The 14,353-nt window shown below is 66.5% G+C and carries 14 protein-coding genes; 8 read left to right on the forward strand and 6 right to left on the reverse strand.

The window, feature by feature from the left end:
• Window positions 1–59: 59 nt before the first annotated feature.
• The gene (locus tag U0034_RS28080) at window positions 60–1,853 is read left to right on the forward strand and encodes a thiamine pyrophosphate-requiring protein (protein ID WP_085227440.1); all 1,794 of its coding nucleotides are present in this window, start codon (window positions 60–62) and stop codon (window positions 1,851–1,853) included.
• Window positions 1,854–1,926: 73 nt separating this feature from the next.
• Here the strand turns inward: U0034_RS28080 and U0034_RS28085 are convergent, their stop codons facing one another.
• The 6 genes from U0034_RS28085 to U0034_RS28110 all read right to left on the reverse strand — a co-directional run bounded on the left by U0034_RS28085 (window position 1,927) and on the right by U0034_RS28110 (window position 8,083).
• Window positions 1,927–2,928, reverse strand: a complete 1,002-nt coding sequence (locus U0034_RS28085; protein WP_085227439.1) for an SDR family oxidoreductase — start codon at window positions 2,926–2,928, stop codon at window positions 1,927–1,929.
• Entirely contained in the window at window positions 2,915–3,484 is a 570-nt protein-coding gene (locus U0034_RS28090; RefSeq protein ID WP_085227680.1) for a DUF3005 domain-containing protein, read from the reverse strand. The genes U0034_RS28085 and U0034_RS28090 overlap by 14 nt, the downstream gene beginning before the upstream one ends.
• A gap of 125 nt (window positions 3,485–3,609) precedes the next feature.
• A complete protein-coding gene (locus U0034_RS28095) occupies window positions 3,610–5,253 on the reverse strand; it encodes a GMC family oxidoreductase (protein WP_085227438.1) in 1,644 nt (547 codons plus the stop codon).
• Window positions 5,243–5,941 carry a gluconate 2-dehydrogenase subunit 3 family protein gene (locus tag U0034_RS28100; RefSeq protein ID WP_085227437.1) on the reverse strand — a complete coding sequence of 233 codons (699 nt, stop codon included), beginning with the start codon at window positions 5,939–5,941 and terminating at the stop codon, window positions 5,243–5,245. Before U0034_RS28100 ends, U0034_RS28095 begins: the two co-directional genes overlap by 11 nt.
• Window positions 5,938–6,912, reverse strand: a complete 975-nt coding sequence (locus U0034_RS28105) for a hypothetical protein (RefSeq protein ID WP_085227436.1) — start codon at window positions 6,910–6,912, stop codon at window positions 5,938–5,940. Before U0034_RS28105 ends, U0034_RS28100 begins: the two co-directional genes overlap by 4 nt.
• 31 nt (window positions 6,913–6,943) lie before the next feature.
• On the reverse strand, window positions 6,944–8,083 hold the full coding sequence (locus tag U0034_RS28110) for an enolase C-terminal domain-like protein (RefSeq protein WP_102622929.1): 1,140 nt from the start codon (window positions 8,081–8,083) through the stop codon (window positions 6,944–6,946).
• Between the two features lie 144 nt (window positions 8,084–8,227).
• On the opposite strand from U0034_RS28110, the gene U0034_RS28115 reads away from it, so the two are divergent.
• The 7 genes from U0034_RS28115 to U0034_RS28145 are packed head-to-tail and all read left to right on the forward strand — an operon-like array spanning window position 8,228 to window position 14,326.
• A complete protein-coding gene (locus U0034_RS28115; protein WP_085227434.1) occupies window positions 8,228–8,467 on the forward strand; it encodes a hypothetical protein in 240 nt (79 codons plus the stop codon).
• Window positions 8,468–8,505: 38 nt separating this feature from the next.
• A complete protein-coding gene (gene coxB / locus U0034_RS28120) occupies window positions 8,506–9,453 on the forward strand; it encodes a cytochrome c oxidase subunit II (RefSeq protein WP_085227433.1) in 948 nt (315 codons plus the stop codon).
• A 14-nt stretch (window positions 9,454–9,467) separates the two neighbouring features.
• Window positions 9,468–11,471, forward strand: coding sequence for a cytochrome c oxidase subunit I (gene ctaD / locus U0034_RS28125; RefSeq protein WP_085227432.1), 2,004 nt, complete (start codon window positions 9,468–9,470; stop codon window positions 11,469–11,471).
• On the forward strand, window positions 11,472–12,092 hold the full coding sequence (locus U0034_RS28130; protein WP_085227431.1) for a cytochrome c oxidase subunit 3: 621 nt from the start codon (window positions 11,472–11,474) through the stop codon (window positions 12,090–12,092).
• A 42-nt stretch (window positions 12,093–12,134) separates the two neighbouring features.
• Window positions 12,135–12,548, forward strand: coding sequence for a hypothetical protein (locus U0034_RS28135; RefSeq protein WP_139831153.1), 414 nt, complete (start codon window positions 12,135–12,137; stop codon window positions 12,546–12,548).
• Complete coding sequence (locus tag U0034_RS28140) at window positions 12,539–13,948, forward strand: c-type cytochrome (RefSeq protein ID WP_386092344.1); 1,410 nt, start codon at window positions 12,539–12,541, stop codon at window positions 13,946–13,948. The genes U0034_RS28135 and U0034_RS28140 overlap by 10 nt, the downstream gene beginning before the upstream one ends.
• Before the next feature lie 60 nt (window positions 13,949–14,008).
• Window positions 14,009–14,326, forward strand: a complete 318-nt coding sequence (locus U0034_RS28145) for a hypothetical protein (protein ID WP_139831152.1) — start codon at window positions 14,009–14,011, stop codon at window positions 14,324–14,326.
• Window positions 14,327–14,353: the final 27 nt, after the last annotated feature.

The raw sequence follows: 14,353 nt of genomic DNA on the forward strand, positions 1-14,353 counted from the left end.
GCCGGGTCTGCTTCTTGCGCGTTGTGCCGAATCGGATTCAACGCGCAGTGGAGGCACAGATGGCGCAGACAGTAGGCGATTTCATCGTCGAAAGATTGCATCAGTGGGGCGTGCGGCGCATGTACGGCTATCCCGGCGACGGGATCAACGGATTGTTCGGCGCGCTCAACCGGGCCGAGGGCAAAATCGAATTCGTGCAGGCGCGCCATGAGGAGATGGCGGCATTCATGGCGAGTGCGCACGCGAAGTTCTCGGGCGAACTGGGGGTGTGCGTTGCCACGTCGGGGCCGGGCGCAGCTCACCTCGTGACGGGCCTCTACGACGCACGGCTCGACCATATGCCCGTGCTGGCAATCTGCGGGCAGCAGGCGCGGGCCGGACTCGGCTCGCATTATCAGCAGGAAATCGACATCGCGGCCATGCTCAAGGACGTAGCGGGCTCGTATGTGCAGCAAGCGAGCGTGCCCGCGCAGGTGCGGCACATGGTCGACCGCGCGGTGCGGATCGCGTTGGCCGAGCGCAAGGTGACGGCCATCGTATTGCCGAACGATCTGCAGGAACTCGAGTTTTCTCCGCCACCGCGCAAGCATGGAACCGCGCATTCGGGCGTAGGCTATGCGCGCCCGCGCATCGTGCCCGCGGCCGCCGACCTCGCGCGCGCGGCCGAGGTGCTCAATGCCGGTAGCCGGGTGGCGATCCTCGTCGGAGCCGGCGCACTGGGCGCGACGGACGAGGTCATTGCCGTGGCGGAAAAGCTCGGTGCCGGCGTGGCCAAGGCGCTGCTCGGCAAGGCCGTGGTGCCCGATGAATATCCATGGGTCACGGGCTCCATCGGCCTGCTCGGAACAAAGCCGAGCTGGGAGCTGATGACGAGCTGCGATACGTTCCTGATGATCGGTTCCGGATTTCCCTATTCCGAATTCCTGCCGAAGGAGGGGCAGGCGCGCGGCGTGCAGATCGACCTCGATGCGGGCATGCTGAGCTTGCGCTACCCGATGGAAGTGAGCCTGGTTGGCGACGCGTGCGAGACGTTGCAGGCACTACTGCCGCTGCTCGATCAGAAAAGCGACGATGCGTGGCGCAGAAAAATCGGCGGCTGGACGCAGGAGTGGTGGGATACGCTTGAAAAGCGCGCACTGCAGACGGGCAGAAACGGTGTGAATCCGCAGCGCGTATTCACGGAGCTTTCGCCGCGTCTGCCGCACGACGTGATTTTGACGAGCGATTCCGGATCGTGCGCGAATTGGTACGCGCGAGACTTGAAGATCCGGCGCGGCATGATGTGCTCGCTTTCCGGGGGGCTCGCCTCGATGGGGGCCGCCGTGCCGTACGCGATCGCTGCGAAGTTCACGCATCCGGGCAGACCGGTGATTGCATTCGTGGGCGATGGCGCCATGCAGATGAACAACATGGCCGAGTTGATCACGGTTGCGAAGTATTGGCACCGCTGGCCCGACCCGCGCTGGATCTGCATGGTCCTCAACAACGAGGATCTGAATCAGGTCACGTGGGAGCAGCGCGTAATGGAGGGCGACCCCAAGTTCAACTCGTCGCAGGAACTGCCGAATGTGCCGTTTCATCGATTCGCCGAATTGATCGGGCTCAAGGGCATGTATGTCGACGACGCCGAGCAGCTTGGAGCGGCGTGGGACGAGGCTTTGGCGGCGCGCGAGCCCGTGGTGCTCGAAGTCAGGAGCGACCCGGAAGTGCCGCCGCTGCCACCGCATGTCACGCTCGATCAGGCGCGCCATTTCATGCGCACGCTCATGCAAGGCGATCCGCGGGAGGGCAGCGTGATCGTCAATACGGCGAAGCAGGTCATGGCTTCCGTGCTGCCCGGGAGGAAGGAGTAACGATCCGGATCGGGGCTGAGTGCGCCGCCCGCGCGGGCGGCGTCGGGGGGCGTCTTCGGTCTTCGAAGCGGCACTATGGCGAGCGGCGCAAGCGACCCCGTGTCAACAACGCGACGAGCGCGATCGCCACGGTGGCGCCGAGCACCGTGCCGCGATGCATGTCGAGCCACAGCGCGGCGCTGTGTTTTTTCGTTTGCTTCTCGAACGGCCCACGCAAGCGGTGCGCGCCGGGCACCGGATGCCACAAATTGTCCGGCTTGAGCGGATCGGCCGGCTCGTCTCGCTGCTGAGCGCCGTATGCGGTGCGCGCAAGATAACGATCGAGGCAGCCGGGCGCCAGTTTATTGGCCAGGATCGCTTTTATCGACGATGTACCCACTTGCATCTCCCGTCGCGGATGCAAGGCCGACCAGACGATCGCCTCGGCCGCGACCTCGGGCTCGTACACCGGAGGCAAAGGGCGCGGGGCGCCTGGCATCCGGCATGCGGCCCACTCGAATTGCGGCGTATTGAGCGCCGGCATCTGCAGCATCGTGATGGCGATGCGGCTTTTCGCGTGCATCAATTCGCAACGCAACGCATCCGTAAAGCCCCGGATCGCGTGCTTCGCACCGCAGTAGGCCGACTGCAGCGGCACCGAGCGGTAGGCGAGCGCCGAGCCCACTTGGACGATGACGCCGCGATCGCGCACGCTCATTCGCTTTAGCGCCGCCATCGTGCCCCAGACGAAGCCGAGGTAGGTGACCTCCGTCACGCGCGCGAATTCGGCGGGCGTCATCCGGGCGACTGGCGCGAATATCGTCACCATCGCGTTGTTGACCCACACGTCGATCGGCCCCAACGCCGCCTCCACTTTCGCCGCGGCGGCATCGACGGCCTCGGCGTCGCTCACGTCCACCGCGATCGGCAGTGCTTGTGCGCCGAGCGCGCGTACGCCGCGCGCGACGGTATCGAGTGCCTCGGCATCGCGTGCCAGCAGCGCGACATCGGCCCCCGTGCGCGCAAATGCAAGGGCCGCCGCACACCCGACGCCGGCGCTCGCGCCTGTGATTACGACGACCTTAGGACGCACCATTGCCTGTGCGTTCCAAGGTGAACAGCATCTCCGCCCGCGTGCCGTTGCGCTGAGCGATGTCGATTGCGCCATGGCATTGCACACGCCAGCCTTCGCGCGTGGCGATGACGGGCATCGTGCCGCCCGCGCGCGTATCGATGTCGACGAGGCCTTCGGCCGGTGTCGGAATGTTGTTCTCGAGCGTGGCGTTCGAGTAGATCACGTTGTCTTGCCACTGCGACGATTCCCGGCGCGCTTCGAGGCCCTTGCCGTCGGTATCGACGGTATTGTCGGACGCCGCCATGCCCGCATTGTCGACCGACACGATTCTCGCTTTTGCGCGTGCCACGGGGTCGCCCGATTCGTTCCCGGCGCGAGTGGAGTCGATGGCCGGCAGCGGCGCAGGGTCCTTCGCCGCGACCGACTCGGCCGACGTCGCATGCCTGGTCGATCCGAATTCGCGGGCCTGCGTTTTCTCGTCAGGAGAAGCCGTGCCGGCTGCTGGTGTCTTGGCCGGACTCTTGGCTGCGATTTCCTTTTGCTGACCCTGCGTCGGGTTGTACTCGTTGCTTTCCACGGTTGTGCCCTCCGTGCGATTGCGAATGCCGGATGCTTTTGCCCGCCATGTCTGGCAGCGAAAAAAGCGCCTGCCTTTCATCCTCGCAACGAACGTGCCGGTTCCTCCGAGACGCTCGCTCGCCGCTACAACTCCCCACGCGCGCGCATCGCGGCGATGCGGTCGGCCGTGCGGCATGCGATGGCCTGGATGGTCAGCGAAGGATTGACGCCGCCCACGGTCGGAAAGACGGATCCGTCACAGATCCAAAGGTTGCGGATGTCCCAACTGCGGCAATCCGCATCGACCACGCTCGTGCGCGGGTCGTCACCCATGCGCGCCGTGCCGTTCAGGTGGCATGTGTCGTCGAGCTGCCGCCAGATCTCGCGGCCGCCCGCCGCGGCGAGCGCGTCGGCCATGAAGTCGAGCGCATGGCCGACGAGGCGTTTGTCGTTTTCGCAAAACGAGTGGGTGACACGCGCGACAGGCAGCCCCCAGGCATCTTTCTCTTCGGCGAGCGTGACCGTATTGCGCTCCTGGGGCAAGGTTTCGCCGACGATCTTCAATCCGGCCTGGTGGTTGTACTTTTCCATTTCGTCGTGCAGCGCCTGGCCCCATAGTCCGCGCCCGTTTTGCACGGCCACCCAGGCATTGGGTAGCGGGCCCTGGCTCATGTAGCAGTAACCGCCGAAGAAATCCTTGCCTTTGTCCGTGTAATTCCAATGCTCGGTCAGTGCCAGCGAGGGCGGTCCCTTGTACCAGCGGATTTCTTCTTCCATGACGCCCCACACGGCCTGGTTCGATTGCACCATCAGGTTCCTGCCTACGAGCCCCGAGCTGTTCGCGAGGCCGTCGGGAAAGCGCGGCGTGGCCGACATCAGCAAAAGCCGCGGCGTTTCGATGGCATAGCCCGCAACCACCACATTGCGCGCGCGCTGGAAGTGCCAGCGGCCTTCGCGGAAATATTCCACGCCGGTGACGAGATCGTCCGGACCGACATCGATACGGCCCACCATCGAGAGATCGCGGATTTCCGCGCCGGCGTTTACCGCGCGCGGGATCCACGTCACGAGTGCGCTTTGTTTCGCGTTCGTCGCACAGCCGGCGACGCAGAACCCGCGATAGACACAAGGATGCGCACGGCCGCGCGGCGCCGAAAGCGTGGCGAGCGGCGTCGGGCTCCAATCGATGCCGAGCGCCTCGGCGCCGCGCGCGAGCACGAGCGCTGCCGCGTTCAGTTCGTGCGCACGATACGGGTAGCGTCCGCGCCGCGGCCCCCATGGGTAACGTACCGGGCCGGAAATCTCGAGGGCGTTTTCCACCACGCCGTAGTAACGCCACATCTCGCGCCAGTCGAGCGGCCAGTCCGCGCCATAGCCGAGCAGGCTGCGCGACCTGAACCACTCGGGCCGGAAACGCAGCGACACCATCGCGAAGTGCACCGTGCTGCCGCCCACTGCGCGGCCGCTGTTGTTGCTGCCGAGCTTGAGCGGATCCTCGCCGTCGCAAATTCGCTCGTCGGTCCAATAAAGTTTGGCCTGATGCGTTTCGTCGGACGCGAACTCTTCGAGCGGTCGCCACCAGCCGCCCGCATCGAAGGCGACGACGGAGAACCCCTGTTCGGCCAGCCGGCACGCCAGTGTGCCGCCGCCCGCGCCCGTGCCCACGATCGCGAAGTCGACCGGTTCGTCTTCGCGGTATTCGCGCATCGGCACCCATCCGCCGATCGTGAAGACGTCGGGTGCGCGGCCGCCCTTGCCGCGTGGAGTATGCAAGGCGTCATCGGACACGGGCGTTCTCCCGCTTGGCCCGCGCCTCACGTCCGGGCCGTGCCTCCGATGCTTCCCACGGGTCGCGCCGGTCGGCCTGCATGCGCACATAGCCGCGCGGATTGGCCGGGCCGCCAAAGCCGATCTCGTTCCACGCGTGCGGATGCGAGTAGTAGGCGGAGCCGATGTCGTGCAGCACACGCAGGCTGAAGAAGACGTCGCTCGGCATGCCCTGCCAAGCGGGGCCACGCAGCTCGCCGCGCTGCATGCGCAGCAGCAGGTCGTGCTGCGCCTCGTCGCCCAGATCGGCAAAACCGGCACCGTGGAGCGCGCGGCTTTCCTCGTCGATGGCGGCCAGTCCGATGCGCCACGCCTGCCGCAGGGGAGGCAGCCGGGCATCGCGGTAGCCGTCGCGCGCATCGTCGGCGAGCTTCGTATCGACGAGCCCGGCCACCGGTACGCGCGGTTCGGCGAAGCGTGCGCTCGCGGCGGCGTCCGCGCGCCCGAGCGATTGCGGCACGATGGCCGCACACAATGCCGAAAGCGCGCGCCATTGCGCATCGGTGCAAAAGCGCGGCACGTTCGGCTGTGCAAGCCGCCTTTCCACGACGCGGCGCGTGACCCCGTCCCATGACGGCGTGTCGCGCTTGGCGAGCACGTCGTAGCCCGGATAACGCGACGCCCGATTGGGCGTGTGCTGCTGGCTCATCGCTCGGTCTCCCGTAGACGCAGCGCTGCCAAGCCAGCCGTCGCCAGGGCCGTGAAGCTCGGCGGCGCCGGAATCGGTGGCCCGTTCAGCACGTTTTGCGACCAATTGCGCCAGCCGCCCTGGTTACGGGCGACGCCGCGCACGTGAAATACGACCCCGATCGCACCGAGCGCCGCTGTCGCGCGCAGCATCGCGCGCGTCCACCAACGTGTGCGCGGCGCTCCGAGCGCGGCCCGTGCGAGCAGCGTGGCCGCGACGGGCGGCAGCACCACCGGCGCGTACATTGCGCGATGTTGAAACGAGCCGCGAAAATGGAGCAGCGCCACTTCGCCGACCGTGCCCGCGAGCCCGGCCGCCGTGAGCAGCGCCAATGCCTTGCCTGCCGGCAAGCCGAAGAGATTCGGGTCGTGCGCGGGCTCGTCGCGCAACCGTTCGCCGACCGTACCGAGCGCCCCGGCCAGAAAGAGCGCCATTGGCGCACCGAGCGGTGCGCCATAGAAGAGGTTGTGCCAGCTCATGCGCCCCGGCCGCTTCGTGACGTTGTAAAGATGGAAGCCGGTGCCGGCGATGCCGATACCGGCGGCCGCGAGATAGATCGCGTGACGCAGGCCGTGCGTGCTCGCGAGCCGGTCGGCGCTGCCGTGAAGGCCTGCCGCGAGCGACAGTGTGCCGGCCGCGAGCGGTGCGAACATCGCAGGGTTCGCGAACGAGCCCCGGTAGTGCTCGACGGCCGCGTCGGCGAGGGCGGACCAGGCAAGCAACGCGGAACTGCGGTTGAATGCACGCGCGGCGGCAATATGCGCTGCCGCGCCCCGGGGCGCCGCCGCCGGCTTGCGCGCGCGCAGTGGTCCGGATCGGGCCACGTGCCGCCCGTCCGTGCCGGCGCGCCTCGCTCGAGCCGCCGTCAGCGCGGTCGCGGCGCCGGCTGCGATACCGAGGCCAAGAAGCAGTTTTGCCGTCGCGTCGCTCATCTCTGTTCGGTTCGATGTCGTCGTTTCGGTTTCATACCGATAGCGCAAAGCGCTCCGCGTCGCGGTGCTTCAGTGCGAGCCCGCATCCAGGGCGTGTGAGATCCGGGGCGATCGACCCGTCGCGCAAGGGCGGGGCGCCGTCGAACAACATCGCTTCGATGCGCACGTGATCGTGAAACCACTCCTGATGGCGCAGGCCAGGGGCCGCCGAGGCGGCATGCAGATGCAACGCCGGAGCGCAATGCGCGGAGAGCGGCACATGCGCGGCGTCGCAGAGCGCGGCGGCCTGCAAGAATCCTGTGACTCCGCCGCAACGCGTCACATCCGCCTGAACGACATCGACGGCGTGCGCGTCGAGCAGACGCCGGAAATCGTCGGCGGTATAGGCGTATTCTCCGGCGGCAATGTCGATCGTGACGGGCGCCGCATCGCGCACGGCGGTGAGGCCGGCGAGGTCGTCCGACGACACGGGCTCCTCGAACCAGACCACGCCGAATTCGGCGAGGCGGTTTGCGCATGCCAGCGCCGATCTGACCGATAGTGCGCCGTTCGCATCGACGAAGAGCGCGGCGTCACCGATCGCACGGCGAGCGCATTCGACGCGAGAGACGTCGCGGGACGGGTCCCGCCCGATCTTCATCTTCACCGCGTGGCAGCCGTCACGTTCCACCCAACGCGAGAACTGTTCTTGCAATTGCGCGGCGGTGTAATTGGTGAAGCCGCCGCTGCCATAAACCGGCACGCGCTCGCGCAGGGCGCCTCCAAGCAGTTTGACGAGCGGTTGCCCGAGCAGTCGGGCGTTCAAATCCCACAGCGCACAGTCGATCGCCGAGATCGCCGTGGCGGCAACGCCGCTGCGGCCGAGGTTGCGCACGCGTCGCCAAAGGCGCGCTCCGAGTGCATGGGTCGACCTCGCGTCCGCGTGCAACATCTCCGGCGCGAGCGTTTGACGAATCAGTGCGGCCACGCAGGCATCGCTATACGTGTAGCCGAGCCCGGTGCAGCCGCCCGCGTCGATTTCGACCACGACGATCGTGGTCGCTTTCCATTCGAACGTGCCGTCGGCCTCCGGTCCATCGGTGGGAACGGTATAGGCTCGCGCACGCACGGCCGCGATCGGCGTCGTGTCGTGCGCGGCGTGCAGGGCATGGGCAACATCGGAGGAATCCATCGTATCGGCGGTGGGAGCGAAGGCAAACAACGACCGTTCAGCAATCGCCATGCCGCATCGAACACTTCGATAAAGCTGAGGCTTGCCTTGGCATGCGGCTTGCGCCGCTGCTTTCGATAGCCGGACGACGATGGAGGATTTCGCATGACCACGAACGACACGCGCAAACAGGGTCAGCAATCGAAGCACGAGGAAGAGCTGATCGACAAATCGGTGGAGGACACGTTTCCCGCGAGCGATCCCCCGGCGGTGGGCGGGACGACGAAGATCGGCCCGAAGAGCGGAACGCACGGAGAACGCCAAGGCGATGACGCGGGTGGGAGCAGCGAGGACGGCGGTGGCAGCGACGACAGCAAGCGCGCGCCCTCTCAGGGCTCGCGTTGAGCGATGACCGGTGACCGATGAGCAATGAACCCTGAGCGATGAAGGCCGCGCCGCTCGAGTATCTCGCGCACGCGGCCGGTCCGGCGAGCGTGCCGACGCAGCGGCTCGAATGGGTGCTGATTGCGCTCGTTGGCAGCGTGGTGGCGATCGTGGCTGCGTTGCTCGTGGCCGCGTTGACGCGGCGGCGCGCGAAGTCGGGCGAGATCGGAGCCGAAGCGGGGGGCATGGGGTGGATATACGTGGGCACCGGGCTGTCGTCGGTCGCGCTTTTTGCGGTGCTCGTGTACGTCATGGCGACGCTCGAATCGGTGGCTGCCCCGCCCGCGGCGCCGGTGCTGACGATAGACGTCACCGCATATGACTGGTGGTGGAAGGTCGAGTATTCCGACGTCGACAATCCGTCGCACGCGTTTGCAACGGCCAACGAAATCCACATACCGGTCGGCGAGCCCGTGCGGCTGGCGTTGCATAGTGCGGACGTCATCCATACGTTTTGGGTTCCGCAACTGGCGGGCAAGACCGAGATGATCCCGGGCCAGACCAACGAGCAATGGGTTCAGGCCGACAGGCCCGGTATCTATCGCGGGCAGTGCTCGCAGTTCTGCGGCGCGCAGCACGCGCACATGGCATTCGAGGTCATCGCGGAACCCGCCCCACAGTTCGACGCGTGGCGCCGGAGCCAGATGCGGGGCGCCGCTGTGCCGCCCGAAGGCGCGGCACGGGCCGGGCAGCGCATATTCGGCGAGCGATGCGCCGGTTGCCACGCGGTGCGTGGCACCGACGCAGCCGGTGCGCAGGGCCCGGACCTCACGCATCTGGGCGCACGCCGTTTGCTAGCCGCAGGGCAACTGCAAAACACGCCGGAAAACCAGCTCGAGTGGATCGAGCACGCACAGCGCATCAAGCCCGATTCGATGATGCCGTCCATCGCGCTGCCGGCCTCCGAGGCAAGCGCCTTGTCCGCCTACCTGTCCACGTTGCAGTAGATCGAGGAGTACCGATGCCCGATATGCCCGCGTCCGCATTGCCTGGAGATCCACCCGAAACGGTGCGCCTTTCGAGGCCGTTGCCGCGCGGGCGCATCGACGCCGAGAGCGAGCGGCGGCTCGCCGCGATCTGGGAGGCGCGGCCCGGCTGGCGCGGAATGTTGTCGACGGTCGACCACAAGACGATCGGGCTGCGCTATCTCGTCACCGCCTTTGCGTTCCTATTGCTCGGCGGCGTGGAAGCGCTCGTGATGCGCGTGCAGCTTGCACAGCCGAACGAGACGCTGCTCACGCCCGAGCAATACAACCAGCTTTTCACGATGCACGGCGTGACGATGATCTTTCTCTACGCGTTGCCGGTGCTGTCGGGATTCTCGAACTACCTCTGGCCACTGGTGCTCGGCTCGCGCGACATGGCTTTTCCTCGCTTGAACGCGCTTTCGTATTGGGTTTTTCTATTCGCGGGCATTTTTCTCTATGCGAGCTTTCCGCTCGGGCAGGCGGCCAATGCAGGGTGGTTCAACTATGTGCCGCTCGCCGGGCTGACCTACGACACGGGGCCCAACATCGACGTTTACGCGCTCGGCATGGTCCTGCTCGGCATCTCGACGACGGTCGGCGCGATCAACTTCGTCGTGACGCTGCTGCGCATGCGCGCGCCGGGCATGTCGATCGACCGCATCCCGGTACTCGTGTGGGGCACCTTGACGGCCTCGGGGGCGAATCTTTTTGCCGTGCCGTCCGTATCGCTCGCGTTTCTGATGCTCTGGATGGACCGGCGTACGGGCATGCATTTCTTCGACGTGCACGCGGGCTCCCACGCGCTGCTCTGGCAGCATATGTTCTGGATCTTCGCGCACCCCTGGGTCTATGTGGTCGTGTTGCCGGCGATGGGAATCGTCTCTGATGCATTGCCCGTCTTCTGCCGCCGTCCGCTCGTCGGCTACGGCCCCGTGGCGATCTCCACGGTGGCGACGATGGTGATCGGTTTCGTGGTGTGGATTCACCATATGTTCGCGACGGGCCTGCCGCCGCTCGCGTTGTCGTTCTTCGGCGCGGCGAGCATGGTGATCTCGGTTCCGAGCGCGGTGGCGACGTTCGCCTGGCTCGCGACGATCTGGACGGGACGGCCCGTGTTTCGCGTACCGTTTCTGTTCTTCGCCGGCTTTGTGCTGCTCTTCGTGATCGGCGGCGTTTCGGGCGTGATGACGGCGGCCGTGCCGCTCGATTGGCAACTGACCGATACCTACTTCGTCGTGGCGCACCTGCACTATGTGCTTATCGGCATCAACGTGTTTCCTGTCGTGGGCGGAACCTATTTCTGGTTTCCGAAGTTCACGGGCCGCATGATGGGAGAGCGGCGCGGCCGCATCGCCTTCTGGCTCATGTTCGTGGGTTTCAACCTCGGATTTTTCCCCATGCACCTTGCGGGCTTGCTCGGCATGCCGCGGCGTATCTATACCTATGGCGCCGACATGGGGTGGACGACCGTCAACCTGCTGACGACGATCGGCTCTTTCGTCTTCGCCGCGGGCGTGCTCGTTTTTCTCGTCGATATCGTCTACAGCCGCAGGCACGGACGGATTGCCGGCCCAAATCCGTGGGATGCGCCCTCGCTCGAATGGGCCGTCTCGTCGCCGCCACCGGTGTACAACTTCGCCGTGCTGCCGACGGTTGCGAGCCGTCATCCGCTGTGGGAGGGGCGCATGGAGGGCGAGCACCCGGTCGGCTCGCCGCGTTCGCGGACCGACGAGGGTTATCTGCTCGATCAGGGCCGTGAGGCGCTGGGCACGACGGCGCTCGAGGCATCGCCGTACGTCATCCTCAAAATGCCCGAGGATTCGTACGCGCCGTTCCTGCTCGGCGTTTTTTCCGCGCTGTTTTTCGCGGCGCTGGCGTTTCTCGCGTGGGTACCCGCGGCGTTGATGCTCGGCGCCTGCGCCGTTTCCGTGATCGTCTGGCTTTGGCCCGAGCGGCGTTTGATTCAGCGCGAGCCCCAGGCGGCCGCAGGAGGGTGAATGTCGTCCGATGCCACGCAAACCCCGCTACTGCTGCAGCCCGGCAACACCGTGCCGGTGGGCAGTGCAGGGGAGCGGTCGAGCGGCTGGCTCGGCTGCCTGATGCTGATCGCGACCGAAGGCGCACTCTTCGGCTATTTGATCTTCGCGTATCTCTATCTCGCCGTGCAGACGAAGGAGCATTGGCCCCCCGAGGGCTTGCCGGAGCTGCCGCTCGGCGCGATCAACACATTGATACTGCTGTCGAGCAGCGTATTCGTCTGGCTCTGCGAGCGGTACGTCAAGCGCGAGAGACGGGGCGCGGCCGTGGCGTCGATGGCGTTCGCGGTCTTGCTCGGCATCGTGTTCGTGGCCATCCAGTTGCACGAATGGCATGCCCATCCCTACGGCCCCGCCGCGCATTTGTATGGCTCGCTCTATTTCACGATCACGGGCTTTCACATGGCGCACGTACTCGTCGGCCTGGTGGTGCTGGTGTTGCTCGGTGTATGGACGGCACTCGGCTATTTCGACGAACGGCGACACGCGGCACTGAAGATCGGTGGTCTTTATTGGCATTTCGTCGACGTCGTATGGCTGTTCATTTTCAGCACGCTTTATCTGACACCCTATTTGTTTTGAAGTCCTGTGCGCGACGAGGCGCACGAAGAAGGAAACACGGGCATGAGCCAGCAGACCGACCCCGCAGCGTCGCCATCGCCATGGCGCCTCTTCGCCGCAGTGCTTGCCGCGCCCGCGGCATGGACGCTGCAAGTCTGCATTGCCGAGGCGCTCGTCGCGCAAAGCTGCTTTCCCCATGATGCGCCGACGCGCGCATCGTACGCGGATGCGGCGCTTGCAGCCGCCGTTGGTGTGAGCGTGGCCGCGCTGGCGGTGGGCGCCGCGGGTACCTGGTGTGCATGGCGCAACTGGCGGCGCCTTGCGCAACGCATGCGCGCGTCCGCACCGCGCGGCGCACCGCCGATCGTCTCCGGCGAGGCGTTCATAGCCGAGGTCGGCTTCATGGCGAGCGTGCTCTTTCTCTTTGCGCTCGTCGCGACCGATATCGCGTCGATGCTCGTATCGGCATGCGGGTGAAGGCAATGAACGGTCGACGTCGAAGCTTGTCCGCCGCCGTCTGCGCTGTGCTCGCTCTCGGGCTTCCGCTTGCGGTGCTCGCCCTCGTCGCCTCGTTGGCGGCCAACGGCGCCGCCGTCGCACAGTCGCGTGCGGCGAACGGACAAGGACCGGCCGCAGCCACGCCGGGCGCGAGCGTTTCCCCGTCGCTGATCGGACGCGGGGCCTATCTGGCCAAAGCAGCCGATTGCGCGGGTTGCCACACGGCTGCGCCGCGCAGCGACACCCGGCAGCCACCCCCCGCGTTCGCGGGCGGTTTGGCCGTCAATTCGCCATTCGGCCCGATCTGGTCCAGCAACATCACGCCCGATCCCGCGGCGGGGATCGGCCGTTATAGCTACGAGGACTTCGTGCGTGCGGTGCGCGACGGCGTCGCACCGGGCGGAACACACTTGTATCCCGCGATGCCGTTTCCGTCTTTCGCCAAGATCAGCGACGACGACATGCGCGCGCTTTATGCGTACTTCATGCATGGCGTCGAACCGGTGCCGGTACAGTCGCCGCGCACGCACCTGCCGTTTCCGTTCAATCAGCGTTGGGTGCTTGCGGTGTGGGACGAGTTCTTCGCGCCGCACGAACGGTTCCAGGCACGCGAAGACCTGGGAGCCGAATGGAACCGCGGGGCTTATCTCGTGCAGTCGCTGGGCCACTGCGGTGCCTGTCACACGCCGCGCGGGGTCGCCTTTCAGGAGCGCGGCTACAGCGATGCCGATCGGCTCTATCTGACCGGCGGCCGGCTCGACAACTGGTATGCGCCGAATTTGACGAACGCACCCAGTTCGGGCGTGGGGCAATTTTCGGCGGACGACATTGCTGCGTTCCTGAAGCATGGCCATGGCGGTGGCGTGACTGCTTTCGGCAGCATGTTGCAGGTGGTGGAAGATAGCGGCCAGTACCTGGACGATGCCGATCTGCACGCGATCGGCGTTTATCTGAAATCGCTCGCGCCGCACAACGAGCATGCGCTTGCGAGCCGGGACCCGGCCAGGCGCGATGCGACCGTCGATGTCTTGCGCACGGGCGCGGTCCAGTATCCGGGCGCGGGCATCTATAGCGGTTTTTGCGCGAAGTGCCATCATGCGGATGGCATGGGAGAAGCCGGGAAGTACCCCCGTCTGGCCGGCAACCCGGTGCTGCTCGCGCCCGACGCGACGTCGGTCGTGCGGCTCTTGATCGAGGGCGGGCGGACCGCCCGGACGCGCGGTGGTCCGGCGCCGCAGCGTATGCCCTCGTTTGGCGGCCGTCTCACCGATACCGAGGTCGCGCGCGTGTTGACGTTCGTGCGCAACGCGTGGGGCAATCAAGCCGCACCTGTTACGACGCGCGAGGTGGCGCGCGTGCGGCGGGCTATCGGTAAATGACGCGGCGGATGAAGTGCCTCAGGCCGAGCGCTCGCGTGTGGGCAAGCTAAGGAGGACGAAATGCGTTCGTATCGGGTGAAGATGTTGGCCGTTGCATTGGTGGCGTTGGCGCTGCTTGGCGTGTCGTCCGCGGCCGCAGCGCAGGGCAGCACGACGGGCGACGCTTCGGCTGGCGTGCAGCGCAAGCCGGGGTCCGAGGGGGCGACGAGCACCGCAGGCGCTTCGCGGCCGGGGAACGGCGGGCCGTCCGCATCGACGGCACCCGGTCCGGGTACCGGGCAGGGTGCGCAGGCGCGAACATGGGGGCCCCATACCACGGCAGGCACCCGCGGCAAGCTGAGGCGGCCGCCCGCGGCGAGCGATACGGCGCCGCGATAAATCGGGCTGAGCGCAGCCGAGAGAGCG

It is taken from the genome of Trinickia caryophylli (assembly GCF_034424545.1).
GTDB classification, from domain to species: domain Bacteria; phylum Pseudomonadota; class Gammaproteobacteria; order Burkholderiales; family Burkholderiaceae; genus Trinickia; species Trinickia caryophylli.

Coding starts and splice junctions, on each gene's coding strand:
- U0034_RS28080 (WP_085227440.1), top strand. CDS start 60: ATGGCGCAGACAGTAGGCGATTTCATCGTCGAAAGATTGCATCAGTGG.
- U0034_RS28085 (WP_085227439.1), bottom strand. CDS start 2,928: ATGGTGCGTCCTAAGGTCGTCGTAATCACAGGCGCGAGCGCCGGCGTC.
- U0034_RS28100 (WP_085227437.1), bottom strand. CDS start 5,941: ATGAGCCAGCAGCACACGCCCAATCGGGCGTCGCGTTATCCGGGCTAC.
- U0034_RS28105 (WP_085227436.1), bottom strand. CDS start 6,912: ATGAGCGACGCGACGGCAAAACTGCTTCTTGGCCTCGGTATCGCAGCC.
- U0034_RS28110 (WP_102622929.1), bottom strand. CDS start 8,083: ATGGATTCCTCCGATGTTGCCCATGCCCTGCACGCCGCGCACGACACG.
- U0034_RS28115 (WP_085227434.1), top strand. CDS start 8,228: ATGACCACGAACGACACGCGCAAACAGGGTCAGCAATCGAAGCACGAG.
- coxB (WP_085227433.1), top strand. CDS start 8,506: ATGAAGGCCGCGCCGCTCGAGTATCTCGCGCACGCGGCCGGTCCGGCG.
- ctaD (WP_085227432.1), top strand. CDS start 9,468: ATGCCCGATATGCCCGCGTCCGCATTGCCTGGAGATCCACCCGAAACG.
- U0034_RS28130 (WP_085227431.1), top strand. CDS start 11,472: ATGTCGTCCGATGCCACGCAAACCCCGCTACTGCTGCAGCCCGGCAAC.
- U0034_RS28135 (WP_139831153.1), top strand. CDS start 12,135: ATGAGCCAGCAGACCGACCCCGCAGCGTCGCCATCGCCATGGCGCCTC.
- U0034_RS28140 (WP_386092344.1), top strand. CDS start 12,539: ATGCGGGTGAAGGCAATGAACGGTCGACGTCGAAGCTTGTCCGCCGCC.
- U0034_RS28145 (WP_139831152.1), top strand. CDS start 14,009: ATGCGTTCGTATCGGGTGAAGATGTTGGCCGTTGCATTGGTGGCGTTG.